Below are 17,810 nucleotides of genomic sequence, written 5' to 3' on the forward strand. Positions count from 1 at the left end.
TCGGTCTCCCTGTCTTGGTCCTGCATAGTGTGGACGAGACGAAGTTGCGCGGCGATGAACCGTTCAGGCGAGCGGACGTTCCAGCACCACCATGGCGAAGGGAAACTCGCCCGGCATGGGGAAGGGCCGCGTCTCGCCGGTGCGGGCATAGCCGCGCCGTTCGTACCACGCGATCAGTTCCGGGCGCTTGTCGATGACGGTCATTTCCATGAACGCAGCGCCGAAGTCGCGCACCGCCTGCGCTTCGGCCGCGGCGATCAGCCGTCGCCCGAGCCCTGCTGCCTGCAGCGCGGGATCGACGCAGAGCATGCCGAGGTAGGCGCGGGCATCGCTCTTGCGGGTGATCGTGACCGTGCCGGTAAGGCGGCCTTCGTCTTCGGCGACGAGGATGTGGCAGGCAGGGTCGGCGAGCGTTGCCGCCAGCTCTTCCTCGTCGGTGCGCTCGTCGTCGAGCAGGTCGGCCTCGTGGGTCCAGCCGCCGCGCGCGCTGTCGCCGCGATAGGCGCGCTCGACCAGCAGGCGCAGCGCAGGCACGTCCGCCGCAGTGGCGAGCCGGATCGTGGTCACGGCGTCAGAGCGTGGCTTCGATCGCGCGGGCGGCGGCGACCGGATCTTCGGCGCGGCTGATCGGGCGGCCGATGACGAGCACGCTGGCGCCGCCGTCGCGCGCGGCGCGCGGGGTGACAGCGCGCTTCTGGTCGCCGAGCGCGGCGTCGGCCGGGCGCAGACCGGGCACGACGAAGAAGCCGTTCTTCCAGCGCTTGTGGATCGCGCCCACCTCGTGACCCGAGCAGACGATGCCGTCGAGCCCGGCTTCCTGCGCGAGATCGGCAAGGCGCAGCGCCTGGTCGTGGGCGTTGCTGCCCACGCCGACCGCGGCGAGGTCGCCGTCGTCGAGGCTGGTCAGCACCGTGACCGCGACGACCTTGCAGCTCTCGCCCGCGGCGGCCTTGGCGTCCTCCATCATCGCGCGCCCGCCGGCGGCGTGGATGGTGACGATCGCGGGCTGGAGCACATGGATCGACTGCATGGCCGCGGCGACGGTGTTGGGGATGTCGTGCAGCTTGAGATCGAGGAAGATCGGCAGGCCGACCTTGGCGACTTCGTGGACGCCGTGGTGGCCGTGGGCGCAGAAGAATTCGAGCCCGAGCTTCAATCCGCCGACATGGCCGCGCACCTTCTGGGCGAGCGCGACGGCGGCGTCGAGGCGGGGCAGGTCGAGGGCGAGGTAGATCGGGTTGCTCACGGCGTCTCTGTCGATTGCTGGGCAGCCTGGTCGAGCTGCGTGGAACTGAGGGATGCGGTCGGGGCTGAAAGGTTCGCCTCGAGCGTGGCGATGCGCTTCGCGAGCCGCCAGCGGGTGGCGCGATAGACCAGCCAGGTCGGCACCAGCCCCGCGAGGAAGGCGAAGATCACCAGCGCGGGCAGCTTGGTATCGAGCACCAGCCCCTGCCAGATGCGGACTTCGACCGGCACCCAGTTGGCGACGGTGAAGGCGACGAGCACCGCGATCGCGAGAACCCAGATGATGCTGCGCAGGACCTTCATGCTTCCCCTTCCGGACCCCCTCCGGCCGTCACGACCTTATGTCGCATCGGCGCGGAAGGCGAGTCCGGAGCGAAAGATGCGCCTATTCTCCGAAAACGCGCGCGAAGATCGTGTCGATCGCCTTGAAGTGATAGTCGAGGTTGAACTTTTCCTCGATCTGTTCGGCGGTCAGGACCGCCGCGACTTCGGGATCGGCCTTGAGCAGTTCGAGCAGCGAGAGCTGGCCGTCCGATTCCCACACCTTCATCGCGTTGCGCTGGACGAGGCGGTACGAGGCGTCGCGCTCGAGCCCGGCCTGGGTCAGCGCGAGCAGGACGCGCTGCGAGTGGACGAGGCCGCCCATCTTGTTGAGGTTCTTTTCCATCCGCTCGGGGTAGACGACGAGCTTGTCGACCACCGAGGTGAGGCGGGCGAGCGCGAAGTCGAGCGTGATCGTCGCGTCGGGGCCGATGAAGCGTTCGACCGAGGAGTGCGAGATGTCGCGCTCGTGCCACAGCGCCACGTTCTCGAGCGCCGGGGTGACGGCCGAGCGGACCATGCGGGCAAGGCCGGTGAGGTTCTCGGTCAGCACCGGGTTGCGCTTGTGCGGCATCGCCGACGAGCCCTTTTGCCCGGGCGAGAAGTATTCCTCGGCCTCGAGCACTTCGGTGCGCTGGAGGTGGCGGATCTCGACGGCGAGGCGCTCGATCGAGCTGGCGATCACGCCGAGCGTTGCAAAGAACATCGCGTGGCGGTCGCGCGGGATGACCTGCGTGCTGACCGGCTCGACCGCGAGGCCCAGCTTTTCCGCAACGTATTCCTCGACCGAAGGGTCGATATTGGCGAAAGTGCCGACCGCGCCCGAGATGGCGCAGGTGGCGATTTCGGCCCGGGCATGTTCGAGGCGCGTGCGGCAGCGGACGAATTCGGCGTAGGCTTCGGCGAGCTTCTTGCCGAAGGTGGTCGGTTCGGCGTGGATGCCGTGGCTGCGGCCGATGGTGGGCGTGTACTTGTGCTCCAGCGCGCGGCGCTTGATCGCGGCGAGCAGGGCGTCGATGTCCTCGAGCAGAAGGTCGGCGGCGCGGGCGAGCTGGACGGCGAGGGTGGTGTCGAGCACGTCGGAGCTGGTCATGCCCTGGTGCATGAAGCGCGCTTCGGGGCCGACCTGCTGAGCGACCCAGTCGAGGAAGGCGATCACGTCGTGCTTGGTCACCGCCTCGATCGCATCGATCGCGGCGACGTCGATGGCGGGGTTGGTCGCCCACCAGTCCCTCAGCGCCTTGGCGCCCGAGGGCGGGACGACGCCGAGTTCCCCGAGCTTTTCGGTGGCGTGGGCCTCGATCTCGAACCAGATGCGATAGCGGGCTTCGGGCTCCCAGATGGCGGTCATCGCGGGGCGGGCGTAGCGGGGGACCATGGTTCGACTCCGATTGATCGTGTGCCCGCGCCGCTAGGGAAGGGGGCGCGCGGATGCAAGCGCGGGCTGTCTCCGGAAGATAACTGACGCGTCAGTCATGAAAGATCGCGTGGATAATAACTGACGCGTCAGTTATTTTTGCGCCCGGAAGCGGATCTCGACCTCGCCCGTCGCCGCTCCGCCGGCATCGAAGCTGCGCTCGAATGCGGTGCCGGCGCCCTCGCGATCGAGCAGGAACACGCTCGAACAGCGCGTGCCGTAGACCGGATTGGCGATGAACACGGGCGAAAAGCCGGGCAGGGGACCCGCGCCGCTCGGCGGGGGCGGGAGCGGCGTTTCGTCGCGGAGCGCGGCGAGGAGCGGCGCGATCGCGTCGCTTCCGCTCGCCAGCCAGTCGGCCAGCACCGCCTCGAGCCGCAACGTCTTGGCCCAGCGGTCGTCGAAGCCGCCGTTCGACAGGCCGTGGATGCCGGAGGCGAGCGCGGTGCGGACGGGCGCGGGGTAGTTGCTGCGGTGCCAGGCGCCCTCGGGCGACGCCTCGATCAGGTGAAACGGGTTCATCGCCGCGATGTCGCCCGGCGCGCGGCCCGCGAGCCAGTCGGTGACGAGGCTGCCGCGCGAGGGGGCACCGGGGCGCGGATAGCCCTCGACGCGGTAGTTGGTGACCAGCGCCAGTCGTCCGGCGGCATTCGCGCCGAGCCAGGTGCCGCCCGCGAGGAGGTCGCGCCCGGCGATGGTGCCGTCGTCCCAGCGCGCCAGCGGCGCTGCGGCGCGGTCGTGGAATTCGTCGCGGTTGCCGATGACGACCAGCCGCCAGCGCGGGTGCGCGTCCCAGGCGAGGGCGGCGACGCACATCGGACCGGTCCCGTCGCGATCAGCGCCGCGCCGGGGCGCCGATGCTGCCGAGCACGACGAGCAGCGCGGCGAGCGCGGGCGGCGCCATGGCGAGGAGGCCGACGATCACGCCGCTCTCGACGATGTCGGAAACGAGGAAGGTGCGCCCTGCCACGGTGGCTGTCGCGGCGCCGGCACGCATCAGGTCGGGCACGAACTGGACCGCGCTGACCAGCCAGACGAGCGGTGGCAGGATGCGCAGGCGCAGCGGCATCGCGGCATGGCGCATCCGCCGGTCGAACAGCGCTTCGGCAAGGGCATAGGCCTGGATCATCGCCCACGAGGTGACGATCCAGCCGAGGAAATTGCTGAGCGGCACGCCGAAGAAGCCCGACGGGTGCGCGTAGGTCCAGGTGCCAGCGACGGTCGAGCCGAGCGCATCGCCGGCAAGGTCGATGCCCGGAACGATCAGCCCGGCGAGCAGCGGCGCGCCGAGCAGGCGCTGCGCCGATGGCCCCGCCTCCTCGCAGTGGAGCAACGTGCAGGCGATTCGCCAGCCGAGGTAGCCGTAGGCGGCGTAGGTCGGCGGCACGATCAGCGGCACGCCCAGCGGCTTGGGCATCGCCGCGTGGTGGACATAGAAGCCGAACGGAAAGCCGGTGGCGATGCTCAGCGCCTCGAGCAGGAAAGAGACCAGCACGGCAAGGACCACGAACAGCGCCATGCCGCGCGCGCCGAGCGTGGCGCCGCCGTGGGCGAGCACGAGGGCGATCAGCACCAGCAGCGAAAGCCCGGGCAGTCCCGCAAGCTTTTCGGCGGCGAGCGCGAGCAGCCAGGCGCCGGCGAGGACGATCGCGAGCGGGCCGCTGCGGCCTGGACCGTGTGTCCGCCTGCCGTCGTCGAGCCGTGTCATCGCGTCGTCCCCCAAGTGTGTCTTGTTTGCCGGGGGTCATGGCGCGGCGAGGGGGCGCTTGTCTACAGCGCGTTCAGATCAGCCCCTGCGCCTTCAGCGAGACGTGGCCTTCGCGCCCGATGATCACGTGGTCGTGGACCATGACGCCGAGCAGGCGGCCGGCCTCGATGATCTTCTGCGTGATCTGGATGTCGGCGCGGCTCGGCTGGGGGGAGCCCGAGGGGTGGTTGTGGACGAGGATCAGCGCGGCGGCGCCGATGTCCATCGCCTTGTGGATCACGCGGCGCGGGTGGATCGCGGCTTCGTCGATATCGCCATCGGCGACCTTCTCGTCGAGGATCAGGCGGTTCTGGGTGTTGAGGTAGAGCACGCGCACGCGCTCGTGCGTCAGGTGTGCCATGTCGATCGTGAGGTAGTCGATCAGCGCCTGCCAGCTGCCGAGAACGGGCAATTGCTGCACCCCGGTGCGGGCGAGGCGGCGCGCGGCGACGCCGACGATCCTGAGCGCGGCGGCAGCGGTTTCCTTCACGCCGGGGGTTTCGACCAGCGCGCGCCAGTCGGCGTTGAACACCCCGGCGAGCGAGCCGAAGCGCTGGAGCAGCAGGCGCGCCTGCGGCTTCACGTCCTTCTGCGGGATCGCGGTCATCAGCAGGTATTCGATCAGTTCGTGATCGGCGAGGGCATCGTCGCCGCCATCGAGCAGGCGCTGGCGCAGCCGGGCGCGGTGGCCCGAGGGATCGTGTCCCGCTTCGCGCACGCGATCTTTTCCGCGCCGGTCGGACTCCCGTTCAGGAAAGAGTCGGGGTTCGTCGGGCATCGATCCGCCTGTGGGCACCAATCCGGGCTTTGCGCGTTGCGCGACCGTGCATTGCCCATGCCGGGGTAGTGCGCAAGAAGGGGCCGATGGGGGACGCGACCGATTTGGCGGAAGATGGCGGGGCGACCGACGGCGGCGAAGGGCTGCCGCCGCGCCGGCCGCGCCGTGCGCGCGCCGCCGCGCTGGTGGCGGGGACCGCGCTGGTCGCGGCGATCGGCGGGTTCTGGCTGGCGCGCGAAGAGATCGCCGACCGGGTGATCAAGCGCCAGCTCGCCGCGCTCGGCCTTCCCGCCGCCTACGAGATCGACACGATCGCGCCCGGCGTCGAGGTGCTGAGGCACATCGTCATCGGCGATCCCGCGCATCCCGACCTCACCATCGAGCGGGCCGAGTTCCGCGTCGTCTACGGGCTGGGCCTGCCGGAGATCGGCAAGGTCGTGCTGACCCGGCCGCGGCTGCACGGCGTGCTGCGCGATGGTGCGGTCCGGTTCGGCGCGCTCGACCGGCTGATCTATCCCGAAAAGCCTTCGGGCGAGCCGTTCCGCCTGCCGCGGCTCGATCTCGAGATCGTCGACGGCCACGCGTTGATCGACAGCGCGATGGGCCCGATCGCCTTTGTCGGGCGCGGCAAGGGCCGGCTGCGCAACGGTTTTGCCGGGACGCTGGCGGGCGCCGCGCCGCGCCTTGCCGGCACGGGCTGCAGCTTGCGCGACGCCACCTTGTCGGCGCGCATCGCCACCAGCGGCGAGCGCCTGCGGCTGACCGGGCCGCTCGAGGTGGCGCGGCTCGATTGCCAGGGCGCGCGCATCGCCGATGCGGTGCTCGCGCTCGACGTCACATCCGACCGCGACTTCAAGGGCTTCGTCTCGAAGAGCAGCCTGCGCACCGGCGACATCGCCTCGGGCACGCTCGCGGTCGAATCGCTCGCGCTCGATTCGGCGCTGACCTGGCGCGACGGGCGGCTCGGCGGGCGGCTCGCCGCCAATGCCGGGGGCGCCCACGCGGGCGGGACCACCATTGCTCTCCTCACCGTCGACGGCCGGGTCGCCGCACGCGACGGCTTTTCGACCGTCGAGTTTCGTGGCGGGATCGACGGGCAGGGGCTGCGCCGCGGCGCGGTGTTCGACCGCGCGCTGCTGTCGACCCAGGACAAGGTTGCGGGCACGCTGCTCGCGCCGATGGTCGCGCAAGTCCGCCGCGCGCTGGCGAGCGAGGAGCGCGGCAGCCGCCTCGGCGGCGAGGTCGCCTTCCGGCGGCAGGACGAGGGCTGGAGCCTCGTCGTCCCGGCGGCGGCGGTGAAGGGCGGCAGCGGCGCGCCCTTGCTGACCGTTTCACGCTTCCAGCTCGCAGCGAAAGGCGGGCGACTGCCGCAGATGGCGGGTGCCTTCCGCACCGGCGGGCGCGGCCTGCCGCAGGTGAGCGCCCGGCTCGAGCAGTCGCTGCCCGGGCGCGCGGTGTTCCGCGTGGGCATGGACGAATATCGCGCAGGCGGGGGCCGGGTCGCGATCCCTGCGCTGACCGTGGCGCAAGTGGGCGACGGCTCGCTCGGGTTCTCGGGGCAGGCGCGGGTATCGGGCGCGATCCCCGGCGGGCGGGTCGAGGGGCTCGAACTGCCGCTCAGCGGCGCTTACTCCGCGCGGGGCGACCTCGCGCTGTGGCGGCGCTGCGTGACGCCGCGCTTCGAACGGCTCGAACTGGGCGCGGTCGCGCTCGATGCGCAGAGCCTGGTCGTCTGCCCGGTGGGCGGGCAGGCGATCGTGCGCAACGGGCCGGGCGGCCTGCGCATCGCCGGCGGGACCGACGCGCTGTCGCTCGCCGGCAAGCTGGGCGAGACGCCGGTGCAGGTGAGCAGCGGCCCGGTCGGGTTCTCCTGGCCGGGCGTCGTGACCGCGCGCAAGGTGGACGTCGCGCTGGGGCCGGAGGCGACCGCGACGCGGCTCAAGCTCGAGGAGCTCGTCGCGCGGCTCGACGGCGAGACCGCCGGGACGTTCGCCGGGGTCGAGGCGCGGCTCGCCGCGGTGCCGCTCGACGTGACCGGCGCAAGCGGCGACTGGCGTTTCGCCGACGGCGCGCTGACGCTGTCGAACGCGGCGTTCGACCTTTCCGACCGGCAGGGGCCGCCGCGCTTCGAGAAACTGACCGCGCGGGGCGCGACGCTGAGCCTGGTCGACAACCGCATCACCGCCGAGGCGCTGCTGCGCCACCCGGAAACCGACCGCGAGGTGGTGCGGGTGAGCCTGCGCCACGACCTGACCGACGCCAGCGGCCGCGCCGACCTCGACGTCGGGCAACTCGCGTTCGATTCGCGGCTGCGGCCCGACCAGCTGACCCGCCTCGCGCTCGGCGTGGTCGCCAATGTCTCGGGCGCCGTCACGGGCAAGGGCCGGATCGACTGGAACGGGCAGCGGGTGACCAGTCGCGGCACGTTCGGCACCGACAGCATGGACCTTGCCGCCGCCTTCGGGCCGGTGCGGGGGCTTTCGGGCAAGCTCGTCTTCACCGACCTGCTCGGCATGGTCACCGCGCCGCACCAGGTGCTCAAGGTCGCCTCGGTCAATCCCGGGATCGAGGTCAACGACGGCACGATCGACATCCAGGTGCTGCCCGACCAGGTGCTGCGGCTGAACGACGCGCGCTGGCCGTTCCTCGGCGGCACGCTGACGATGGAGCCGACCGAGCTGCGGCTGGGCCTTGCCGAGACGCGGCATTACACGCTGGTCGTCGACGGGCTCGACGCGGCGCGGTTCCTGGCGCGGCTCGAGATCGGCAACCTTTCGGCGACAGGTATCTTCGACGGGCGGCTGCCGCTGCTGTTCGACGCCAACGGCGGGCGGATCGAAGGCGGAACCCTGGTCGCGCGCGCGCCGGGCGGCAACGTCTCCTATGTCGGCGCGCTGACCTACAAGGACCTTTCGCCGATGGCGAACTACGCCTTCGACCAGCTCAAGTCGCTCGACTACCGGGCGATGACCATCGCCATGCAGGGCGATCTCGAGGGCGAGATCGTGACCAACGTCAAGTTCGCCGGGGTGAAGCAGGGGGCCAAGGTCAAGCGCAACTTCATCACCCGGCAGCTCGCCAACCTGCCGATCCAGTTCAACGTCAACATCCGCGCGCCGTTCTACCAGCTGATCACCTCGGTGAAGGCGATGTACGACCCCGCCTTCGTCAAGGACCCGCGCACGCTCGGTCTCGTCGACGACAAGGGCCGGGCGGTGCCGCGCCTGTCCGCCGGCCCGGGTGCCGGCGCGGCGGGGGGCATTCAGCCTCCAGCAAGCGGAACCATGCCATGAGGAGCCTCGAATTGACCAGTCACGCGAACCCTGCGACCCTGCGGATGATGAGGGACAGCGCGATCAGGTCGAAACGCGGAAGGCGCGCGCTGCGGCTCCTTCCAGTGATGGGCGCGACGGCGGTGCTGGCGGGGTGCATTTCGGTGAAGGCGCCCGACAAGCCGATCGTCATCGAGCTCAACATCAACATCAAGCAGGAAGTGGTCTATCGGCTGGCGGCGGACGCTGCGCAGACGATCGACAAGAACGCGGGGATTTTCTGATCATGGCACGCATCGGGACCAGGATTGTTGCAGCCGCGGCGCTCGCCGGGCTGGTGCTGCCCGCCGTCGCCTTCGCCCAGCGCGACCCGGCCTATGCCGCGGCGCGCGCGGGCGGCCAGGTGGGCGAGAAGATGGACGGCTACCTCGGCTACGTGGTGCCGCCGAGCCCTGCGTTGCGCGCGGTGGTCGAGGACATCAACATCAAGCGCAAGGCGGTCTACGCCGACAAGGCCAAGGCCAACAGCGCCACCGTCGAGGAGTATGCGCTCACGTCCGGCTGCCTGCTGATCGCGCAGACCAGGCCGGGCGAGAAGTACCAGGCGCCCGACGGATCGTGGCAGACGCGCACCGCCGCGCCGCCCTTGCGCGATGCGCGTTGCCCCTGAAGCCGCGCCGCCCAGCGCATACGTAGCAAACCACGAGATTCCGCCCCTTCCTGCACCCGCGGGAAGGGGCTTTCATTTCGGATCGTGACGGCCCTGTAGCGGTTGACTTGAACAAACCCCCCGCCTAAGGGGCAGGCGCCCTCGGCGGACAGCCGTTGGTTGCGCAGCGCTCCAAGGTCGGGATAAACCGCGACTTTAGGGAGAGCAGCATGACCGACGACACATCCGACGTGGCGCCCATCGGCGAGGATCCGCGGATCTCCACGCTCGACGAGCGGCTGAAAGCCGCCCGCCAGCGCGAGGAAGAGCGGGTCAACAAGCCGGCACCGGATGGGTCCGACGCGAACTATCGCCTTGGTAACCGAGTGCTGGCCGAACTTGTGGGCGGCATGGTGGGGGGTGCGTTCATCGGCTGGGTCATCGACCAGTTTGCCGGAACGTCGCCCTGGGGGTTGTTGGTGATGCTGTTCGTGGGGGTCGCAGTTGCCTTCCGCAATATCATCAGGATTTCGAGCCGGCCGCCCGAATAGGGCGCCGTGGTGATGTTTTGAGTCTGACGGGGACAAGCGCGTGGCCGAAGGCAAGGTCGATCCGGTTCACCAGTTCACGATCGAGCCGCTGTTCGGCACCGATCACTGGTCCATCGCCGGTTACAACGTGGCGTTCACCAATTCGGCGCTGTGGATGGCGATCACCGCCGTCGTGCTGATCGTGTTCGTGGCGGGCGGCGCCAAGCGCGCCGTGGTGCCGGGCCGCTGGCAGATGGCGGTCGAAGGCTTTACCGGCTTCGTCGACAACCTGCTGCAGTCGAACATCGGCGCGGCCGGGCGCAAGTACCTGCCGTACATCTTCTCGCTGTTCATGTTCATCCTCTTTGCCAACCTGCTCGGCCTACTGCCGCTGGCGCTGGTCGGCCTGCACCCGTTCACCGCGACCAGCCACTTCACCGTGACCGGCGTGCTGGCGGTGATGAGCTTCGCGATCGTGCTCGCGGTCGGCTTCGCCAAGCACGGCCTGCACTTCTTCTCGCTGTTCGTGCCCCACGGCACGCCGCTGCCGATGATCCCGATCATCTTCCCGATCGAGCTGATCTCGTTCATGGTGCGTCCGTTCTCGCTCGGCCTGCGTCTGTTCGTCGCGATGATGGCCGGCCACGTCCTTCTCGAAGTGCTGTCGGGCTTCGTCATCTCCGGCACCAATGCCGGCGCGCTGACCTTCGGCATCGCCGCGCTGCCCAGCTTCCTGCTGATGATCGGCATCTGCGCGCTCGAACTGCTGGTCGCGGGCATCCAGGCTTACGTCTTTGCCCTGCTTACCTGCGTCTATCTCAACGACGCCGAAAACCTTCACTGAACAGTTTCAACCTTTCCACTACGGATTTGAAAGAGGGAGTTTTTATCATGGACGCACAGAGCGCAAAGCTTCTCGGCGCTGGTCTGGCCGCCATCGGTGCGGGTCTCGCCTCGCTCGGCGTGGGCAACGTCTTCGCCAAGTTCCTCGAAGGCGCGCTGCGCAACCCCGGCGCTGCCGACGGCCAGCAGGGCCGCCTGTTCATCGGCTTCGCGGCCGCGGAACTCCTCGGCCTGCTCTCGTTCGTCGTCGCGATGATCCTGATCTTCGTCGCCTGATCGAACGTTTCGAATACTGTTGATGCAACGGCCGGGGCGCGCAGATCGCGTTGATCCCGGCCGCAAGAAGCGCGGACCAACGCGATGCCTCAGATAGCACAGCTTGCCACCACCTATTCGAGCCAGATCTTCTGGCTGCTGGTGTGCTTCGGCCTGGTCTTCTTCGTCGTGGGCCTCGGGCTCCTGCCCAAGGTGACCTCGACCGTCGACCTGCGCGACAAGCAGATCGCCGACGACCTCGCCGCGGCCGAAGCCGCCCGGGCCGCCGCCGATGCCGAGGAAGAGGCATGGAAGGTCACGGCCGCCAAGCAGCGCGCCGAGGCCCAGGCGCTGATCGCCCAGGCCAAGGCCGATGCCGCCAAGTCGACCGAAGCGGCGCTCGCCGCGGCGGGCGCCAAGGTGGACGAAACGCTCGCCGCCGCCGAAGCGCGGATCGGCGCTGCGCGCGCCGCAGCGCTCGGCGAGATCGAGGCCGTCGCCGCCGAAGCGGCCCAGGACATCGTGGCCCGCCTTGCCGGCATCTCGGTGCCGGCCGAACAGGCGCAGGCCGCCGTGAAGGGAGTTCTCGCCCATGGCTGAAGCCGGCGCAACCACCGCTACCGTCGAACAGCCGCACGGCGGCGAGCACGAAGTCGAACCCACCGCACTGGGCCTCACCCCCGGCATGTGGGTTGCGGCGGCGATGCTGGTTTTCCTCCTGATCCTCGTGGTCAAGAAGGTGCCGGCAGCGATCGTCGGCGGGCTCGACAAGCAGATCGGCGCGATCCGCCAGCAGCTCGACGAGGCCAAGGCGCTGCGCGCCGAAGCCGAGAAGCTCCGCGCGGAGTATGCGACCAGGATCGCCAATGCCGAGAAGGACGCGGTCGCCATGCTCGCGCATGCGCGCCACGAAGCGGACCTGATCGTGGCCAAGGCGACGCAGGACACCGCCGACGTGATCGCCCGTCGCGAAAAGATGGCGGCGGACAAGATCGGCGCGGCCGAACGCGCGGCGGTCGACGAACTGCGCGCCCGGGCGGTCAGCGCCGCTGCGGCTGCCGCCAGCCAGCTCATCGCGACCAACCATGGCGCGAGCGCGGACAAGGCGCTGGTCGACGGGGCGATCGCCGGGCTGTCGCACTGATCGCAAGGCGCTTCCCGCCTTCCCGGACAAGAACCCCGCCGGAAACGGCGGGGTTTTTTGTTGTCTAAAGGAAGCGGTGCAGGACCAGCGCGTCGACCGGCCCCAGCGCCGGATGGTCGAAGGCGCGCGGCAGGCGCCCGACCTCGACGAAGCCGAACGAGCGCCACAGGGCGAGCGCGCGGACATTGCTGCTGACGACGAAGTTGAACTACATCGCGGTGAACCCGGCCGCACGCGCCCGTTCGAGCGAATCCGCGCACATCGCGCGGGCCACCCCGCGACCGGTGGCGTCGGCCGCGGTCATGTAACCACAGTTGCTAACGTGCGCGCCGCCGCCGGCCTGGTTGGCGCGCAGGTAGTAGGTGCCGAGGACGAGGCCTTCGGCCTCCGCGACGAAGGTCTGCTTGTCCGGCGCGAACCAGGTGGCGAGCGCCGCATCGCGGGGCATCGCGCGATCGAGCGCATAAGTCTCGCCGGCGCGGATGACCGGCTCGAGGATCGCCCAGATGCGATCGGCGTCGCGCGCAACCGCCGAGCGGATCCGCACCTCAGTCGCGGGTCGAGCCACGCACGACGAGGCGCACCGGCGCCCGGCGCGGCGAGGGCGCGTCGCCACCGATCGTTGCGATCAGCCGGTCGACCAGCAACGAGCCGGCGACCTCGAAATCGGATTCGACGGTGGTCAGCGGCGGCACCGACCATTGGCCCGCGCGCACGCCGTCGAAGCCGACCACGCCGATGTCTTCGGGCACCTTGTACCCGCGCCGGGTCAGTTCCTTGAGCGCGCCCAGCGCGATCTCGTCGCTGACGCCGAACACGGCGTCGAACGGGCGGCCGCTGTCGATCAGCGCGGCAGCGGCGAGGCGGCCCTGCTCCTCGCGCGGGAGGCCGCGTTCGATCTTCTGCAGGACGGGCTCGAGCCCTGCCTCGCGCATCGCCGCGGCATAGCCGTCGAAGCGCTCCTTGAACTGGCGCTGCGGCGAGGTTTCGGACCCCAGGCAGACGATCCGGCGATAGCCGCGCACCAGCATGTGCCGCGTCGCCAGCGCGGCGCCGGCGGCGTTGTCGCTGCGGATCCAGGGGAAATCGTCGTTCGGCGCGCCCCAGCAGACCCAGTTGGTGCCTTCGGGCAGGCGGCCGAAGTAGTCCCAGGCCTCGGTGTTCTCGCTGGTGCCGATGACGATCATGCCGTCGGCCTTGCGGCGCTCCTGGTAATGACCCCAGAAGTTCTCCGGGCTGTCCTGGAAGGCGACGAGCACTTCGTAGCCGCGCGCCGAGGCGGCGGCGCAAGTGCTGCCGAGCAGCGCGAAGTAGAACGGGTTGAGGTCCTTGCGGTCCTGGCCCGGGCGGCAGATCATCACCAGCGCGAGCGTGCCGGTCTTGCCCCGGCGCAGGCGGGCGGCGTTCTCGTCGACCTGGTAGTTGAGCTTCTGCGCCGCCTCGATCACCCGCTTGCGGGTCGGCTCACTGATCGAGGTGTCGCCCGCGAGCGCGCGGCTGACGGTCGACTGGCTCACGCCCGCCGCCTCGGCCACGTCGAACGAGGTAACGCGGGTCAGGCGCTTTTCGGTCATCGGCTTGTCGATCCCCTCAGGTCCGCGCAGAGCCTAGCGGAACGCATCCTTGGCGGCACGTAGCGCGGCAAAGGTTTCCACTGCATTCGTGCCCCCCCAGCGCGCCTGCATGGCAGGATCGTCGGCGCGAAGGAAGGGATTGGTGGCAAGTTCGCGATCGAGGGTGGTGGGCACGGTCGGCAGTTCGGCTGCACGCCGCTGCTCCACCTCTGCGGCATAGGCGGCGAGCGCGCCGTTGTCGGGATCGGCATGGACGGCAAAGCGCGCGTTCGAGGCGGTATATTCGTGCGCGCAGTAGATGGTCGTCGCGGTCGGCAGCGCCTTGAGCCGCAGCAGGCTCGCCCAGAACTGGTCGGGCGTGCCTTCGAACATGCGCCCGCAGCCGAGAGCAAAAAGGGAATCGCCCACGAAGGCGATGCCGGCTTGGGGAAGGTGGTAGGCGACATGGCCCAGCGTATGCCCGCCGACGTCGATCACCTCGGCCTCGGAAGCGCCCAGCCGCACCCGATCGCCCTGCGCGACGGCGCGGTCGACGGCGGCGATGCGTGGCGCATCGACCGCAGGCGCGACGATCGTGCAGCCGGTCGCGGCCTTGATCGCCTCGTTGCCGCCAGCGTGATCGGGGTGCCAGTGCGTGTTCCAGATCTGCGTGATCTTCCAGCCCTTGGCCTCGGCCGCACGGAGATAGGCCGCGGCATCGGGGGTATCGATCGCCACCGTCGCGCCGCTGTCGCGGTCGTGCAGCAGGTAGCCGTAGTTGTCGGACAGGCACGGGAACTGGTGGACTTCGAGCGACATCATACCCCTCAACTGCGGCCACGCGGAAAGTGGGGGATCGCGCCGGGAATGGCAACCCAGTCGTGGCGGGTCTCTTCCCACACCGAGCGCACCGGCGCGGGATAGCCGGGATCGGCAAAGGCGCCGACCGGAATGCCGATCGCATCGGGCTTGAACGGCGTGTCGCACCAGACGGTCGCGCCGCAGGTGGGGCTGAAGTGGTTGACGAAAGCGGCGCCGCTCGCGCCGGCGCGCGCGAAGTCTCGCGCCTCTCCGGAAAGCGTCACGGCGCCAGCCGGGAAATAGGCGAGGACGCCGAACGGCGATCCGCTGCGCTTCTGGCAGGCGCGGCAGTGGCAGGCGACGATCTGGTCGGTTTCGCCCGTGATCTCGGCAACGAGCTGGCCGCACTGGCAGGTGGCGCGCATCGCGGCAGGCTAGCGCGCGGGCGCGGAGAAAGCAAAAGCCCGCCCGGATCGCTCCGGACGGGCCTTGCTTTGGTGCGTGCGGCGGGCGTTGTGCCCTCCGGCCCCGTCACGGGAGTAAATCCCGTGACGTCAGTCGGCCCTGCGGGCCGCTGGCCGGCCTTCGCGCCGGGCGGTGGGCAGGCTGCCGTATGCGTTGCAAACGTCGCCTGCTCACCTGCGCTCGGCTTACGAACGGGCCTTGAGCGCGGCGCCGAGGATGTCGCCGAGCGAAGCGCCGGCATCCGACGAGCCGTACTGCTCCACGGCTTCCTTCTCTTCGGCCAGCTGGCGGGCCTTGACCGAGAAGTTCGGCTTCTTGGAACGGTCGAAGCCGGTGACCATGGCGTCGAGCTTCTGGCCGACCTGGAAGCGGTCGGGGCGCTGCTCGTCGCGGTCGCGGCCGAGGTCGCTGCGCTTGATGAAGCCGGTCGCGCCGTCGTCGCCCGCCTGGACTTCGAGGCCGCCATCGCGGACTTCGAGGACGGTGACGGTGACGACTTCGCCACGGCGCAGGCTGCTGCCGCCCGAAGCCGAAACGCCGCCGGCCGCCGGAGCGCCCTTTTCAAGCTGCTTCATGCCGAGCGAGATGCGCTCCTTCTCGACATCGACGTCGAGCACCACGGCCGAGACCTGCTCGCCCTTGCGGTGAAGCGCCAGCGCGTCTTCGCCCGAGATGCCCCAGGCGATGTCCGACATGTGGACCATGCCGTCGACGTCGCCGTCGAGGCCGATGAACAGACCGAACTCGGTCGCGTTCTTGACTTCGCCTTCCACGGTCGAACCGACCGGGTGCTTTTCGGCGAAGGCTTCCCACGGGTTCTGCTGGGCCTGCTTGAGGCCGAGCGAGATGCGGCGCTTGTCGCTGTCGACTTCCAGCACCATGACGTCGACTTCCTGACTGGTCGAGACGATCTTGCCGGGGTGGACGTTCTTCTTGGTCCAGGACATTTCCGAAACGTGGACCAGGCCTTCGATGCCCGGCTCCAGCTCGACGAAGGCGCCGTATTCGGTGATGTTGGTGACGGTGCCGTGCAGCTTCGCGCCGACCGGGTACTTGGCGGCAACGCCATCCCACGGATCGCTTTCGAGCTGCTTCATGCCCAGCGAGATGCGCTGCGTGTCCTGGTTGATGCGGACGATCTGGACGCGCACGGTGTCACCGATGGCGATGACTTCGCTCGGGTGGTTGACGCGCTTGTAGCTCATGTCGGTGACATGGAGCAGGCCGTCGATGCCGCCCAGGTCGACGAACGCACCGTAGTCGGTGATGTTCTTGACGACGCCGTCTATGATCTGGCCTTCCTTGAGGTTCTGGATCAGGCCCGAGCGCTGTTCGGCGCGGGTTTCTTCCAGCACCGCACGGCGCGAGACGACGATGTTGCCGCGACGGCGGTCCATCTTGAGGATCTGGAAGGGCTGCGGCATGTCCATCAGCGGGGTCACGTCGCGGACCGGGCGGATGTCGACTTGGCTGCCGGGGAGGAAGGCCACGGCGCCGTCGAGGTCGACGGTGAAGCCACCCTTGACGCGGCCGAAGATCACGCCTTCGACGCGCTTGCCTTCGCCGAATTCGTTCTCGAGCTTGTCCCAGGCGGCTTCGCGGCGGGCGCGGTCGCGGCTGAGCATCGCTTCGCCGTCGGCGTTCTCGACGCGGTCGACGTAGACTTCGACTTCGTCGCCGACCGAGAGGCCGTGCGGCTGGCCGGCCATCGCGAATTCGCGCAGCGGCACGCGGCCTTCGCTCTTGAGACCGACGTCGATGACGGCCTTGTCGTTTTCGATTGCGGTGATGGTGCCCTTGACGACGCGGCCTTCGAACCCGCCATTGGCGGCGGCGCCCAGCGTCTCGTCGAGCAGCGCGGCGAAATCGTCGCGCGTGGGAGTGCTAGCCATGCTATGCTTCCTGTATCGTGTTATTCCGGCCAGGCGGTTGTCTCCGCCGGTCTTTCCTCCGCCGTCCGCACCATGCGGGAAAGCGGGCCAAAAAGGGCCGATCCGCCCGCCGGGCCTCATGCCGTGGCGGGCATCCGGGCGAAGGGCTCTGCAGCCGTCCGGCGGACCCGCGGCCCCTATGTCAGGCGCGCGCGAAACGCAAGCAAAACCGTGTCTTTCGCAAGCGGGCGATTGCGCTGGATCAAGGTCGCGCGTGCTGCGGGCGCTAACGTGTCTCCATCACCCCAAATCGACGGAGATCCCGCCATGACGCTGACCACCACCACGCTTGCGGAGCTTGCCCCGATGACCCAGATGACCACCCGCGACGGCACCGTGCTGACCGTGCGCGCCGCCTATGCCGAGGACGAGGGCGCGCTCGCCGATTTCTTCGACAAGGTGAGCGCCGAGGACCGGCGCTTCCGCTTCCTCACCGCGGTCAAGCATCTCGAGCACGAGCAGCTCCAGCCGCTGACCCATGTCGACCACTGGCGCACCGAAAGCTTCGTCGCGTTCGATGCGGCGACGGGCGAAGTGGTCGCATCGGCGATGCTCGCCTGCGACGGGCGGATGGACACCGGCGAGATCGCCGTCTCGGTGCGCAGCGACTATCGCGGCCGGGGCGTGGGCTGGACGATGCTCGACCTGCTGGCGGCCGAGGCGGACAAGCGCGGCCTTGCCCGCGTGATCTCGATTGAGGACCGCGACAACCACGCCGCGATCGAACTGGAGCGCGAGAAGGGTTTTGCAGCGCACGGGCTCGACGGCGACCCGCACCTGGTGCTGCTGGAGAAGCGGTTCGGGTGAGAGGGGATGGGCGGATGTCCATCCGTCATGCCAGCGAAAGCTGGCATCGCTA

Annotated in this window: 20 protein-coding genes and 1 pseudogene; 9 read left to right on the top strand and 12 right to left on the bottom strand. The window is 69.4% G+C overall.

Annotation, left to right across the window (positions count from 1 at the left end):
- Positions 1-63 precede the first annotated feature (63 nt).
- The 7 genes from K3A85_RS12540 to radC form a co-directional block, all read right to left on the bottom strand.
- A complete protein-coding gene (locus K3A85_RS12540) occupies positions 64-567 on the bottom strand; it encodes a GNAT family N-acetyltransferase (RefSeq protein WP_225206867.1) in 504 nt (167 codons plus the stop codon).
- Positions 568-571: 4 nt separating this feature from the next.
- Positions 572-1,246: an orotidine-5'-phosphate decarboxylase gene (pyrF, locus tag K3A85_RS12545; RefSeq protein ID WP_225206868.1), complete on the bottom strand. Its 675-nt coding sequence runs from the start codon at positions 1,244-1,246 to the stop codon at positions 572-574.
- Positions 1,243-1,548: a DUF1049 domain-containing protein gene (locus K3A85_RS12550; RefSeq protein ID WP_225206869.1), complete on the bottom strand. Its 306-nt coding sequence runs from the start codon at positions 1,546-1,548 to the stop codon at positions 1,243-1,245. Before K3A85_RS12550 ends, pyrF begins: the two co-directional genes overlap by 4 nt.
- A gap of 82 nt (positions 1,549-1,630) precedes the next feature.
- A complete protein-coding gene (purB, locus tag K3A85_RS12555) occupies positions 1,631-2,944 on the bottom strand; it encodes an adenylosuccinate lyase (RefSeq protein ID WP_225206870.1) in 1,314 nt (437 codons plus the stop codon).
- Positions 2,945-3,076: 132 nt separating this feature from the next.
- Positions 3,077-3,799: an NRDE family protein gene (locus K3A85_RS12560; RefSeq protein ID WP_225206871.1), complete on the bottom strand. Its 723-nt coding sequence runs from the start codon at positions 3,797-3,799 to the stop codon at positions 3,077-3,079.
- A 19-nt stretch (positions 3,800-3,818) separates the two neighbouring features.
- Positions 3,819-4,691, bottom strand: coding sequence for a carotenoid biosynthesis protein (locus tag K3A85_RS12565; protein ID WP_225206872.1), 873 nt, complete (start codon positions 4,689-4,691; stop codon positions 3,819-3,821).
- Between the two features lie 73 nt (positions 4,692-4,764).
- Positions 4,765-5,508, bottom strand: coding sequence for a RadC family protein (radC, locus tag K3A85_RS12570; protein WP_225206873.1), 744 nt, complete (start codon positions 5,506-5,508; stop codon positions 4,765-4,767).
- A gap of 86 nt (positions 5,509-5,594) precedes the next feature.
- Between radC and K3A85_RS12575 the strand changes: the two genes are divergently transcribed.
- From K3A85_RS12575 to K3A85_RS12610, 8 genes are all read left to right on the top strand, one after another.
- Positions 5,595-8,801: a YdbH domain-containing protein gene (locus tag K3A85_RS12575; protein WP_225206874.1), complete on the top strand. Its 3,207-nt coding sequence runs from the start codon at positions 5,595-5,597 to the stop codon at positions 8,799-8,801.
- Between the two features lie 107 nt (positions 8,802-8,908).
- A complete protein-coding gene (locus tag K3A85_RS12580) occupies positions 8,909-9,064 on the top strand; it encodes a YnbE family lipoprotein (protein ID WP_225206875.1) in 156 nt (51 codons plus the stop codon).
- Positions 9,065-9,066: 2 nt separating this feature from the next.
- Positions 9,067-9,450: a YdbL family protein gene (locus tag K3A85_RS12585; RefSeq protein ID WP_225206876.1), complete on the top strand. Its 384-nt coding sequence runs from the start codon at positions 9,067-9,069 to the stop codon at positions 9,448-9,450.
- A 209-nt stretch (positions 9,451-9,659) separates the two neighbouring features.
- Positions 9,660-9,980: an AtpZ/AtpI family protein gene (locus tag K3A85_RS12590; protein WP_225206877.1), complete on the top strand. Its 321-nt coding sequence runs from the start codon at positions 9,660-9,662 to the stop codon at positions 9,978-9,980.
- 40 nt (positions 9,981-10,020) lie between these two features.
- Entirely contained in the window at positions 10,021-10,803 is a 783-nt protein-coding gene (locus K3A85_RS12595; RefSeq protein ID WP_225206878.1) for a F0F1 ATP synthase subunit A, read from the top strand.
- 47 nt (positions 10,804-10,850) lie between these two features.
- Positions 10,851-11,078, top strand: a complete 228-nt coding sequence (locus K3A85_RS12600; protein WP_022677864.1) for a F0F1 ATP synthase subunit C — start codon at positions 10,851-10,853, stop codon at positions 11,076-11,078.
- An 84-nt stretch (positions 11,079-11,162) separates the two neighbouring features.
- Positions 11,163-11,657: a F0F1 ATP synthase subunit B family protein gene (locus tag K3A85_RS12605; RefSeq protein WP_225206879.1), complete on the top strand. Its 495-nt coding sequence runs from the start codon at positions 11,163-11,165 to the stop codon at positions 11,655-11,657.
- A complete protein-coding gene (locus tag K3A85_RS12610; RefSeq protein WP_225206880.1) occupies positions 11,650-12,201 on the top strand; it encodes a F0F1 ATP synthase subunit B family protein in 552 nt (183 codons plus the stop codon). The genes K3A85_RS12605 and K3A85_RS12610 overlap by 8 nt, the downstream gene beginning before the upstream one ends.
- A 64-nt stretch (positions 12,202-12,265) precedes the next feature.
- Here K3A85_RS12610 and K3A85_RS12615 read toward each other — a convergent pair.
- From K3A85_RS12615 to rpsA, 5 genes and pseudogenes are all read right to left on the bottom strand, one after another.
- Positions 12,266-12,748: pseudogene (locus K3A85_RS12615) on the bottom strand (N-acetyltransferase family protein).
- Position 12,749: 1 nt separating this feature from the next.
- Positions 12,750-13,775, bottom strand: coding sequence for a LacI family DNA-binding transcriptional regulator (locus K3A85_RS12620; protein WP_225206881.1), 1,026 nt, complete (start codon positions 13,773-13,775; stop codon positions 12,750-12,752).
- A gap of 33 nt (positions 13,776-13,808) precedes the next feature.
- Positions 13,809-14,573, bottom strand: coding sequence for a hydroxyacylglutathione hydrolase (gloB, locus tag K3A85_RS12625; protein ID WP_225207348.1), 765 nt, complete (start codon positions 14,571-14,573; stop codon positions 13,809-13,811).
- 8 nt (positions 14,574-14,581) lie between these two features.
- A complete protein-coding gene (locus tag K3A85_RS12630; RefSeq protein WP_225206882.1) occupies positions 14,582-14,980 on the bottom strand; it encodes a GFA family protein in 399 nt (132 codons plus the stop codon).
- Between the two features lie 225 nt (positions 14,981-15,205).
- Entirely contained in the window at positions 15,206-16,912 is a 1,707-nt protein-coding gene (gene rpsA, locus K3A85_RS12635) for a 30S ribosomal protein S1 (protein ID WP_225206883.1), read from the bottom strand.
- 306 nt (positions 16,913-17,218) lie between these two features.
- On the opposite strand from rpsA, the gene K3A85_RS12640 reads away from it, so the two are divergent.
- Positions 17,219-17,758 (top strand): GNAT family N-acetyltransferase, encoded by a 540-nt coding sequence (locus tag K3A85_RS12640; RefSeq protein ID WP_225206884.1) that lies wholly within the window; start codon positions 17,219-17,221, stop codon positions 17,756-17,758.
- The last annotated feature ends 52 nt before the right edge of the window (positions 17,759-17,810 follow it).

The sequence above is a fragment of the Novosphingobium huizhouense genome (assembly GCF_020179475.1).
GTDB lineage: Bacteria > Pseudomonadota > Alphaproteobacteria > Sphingomonadales > Sphingomonadaceae > Novosphingobium > Novosphingobium huizhouense.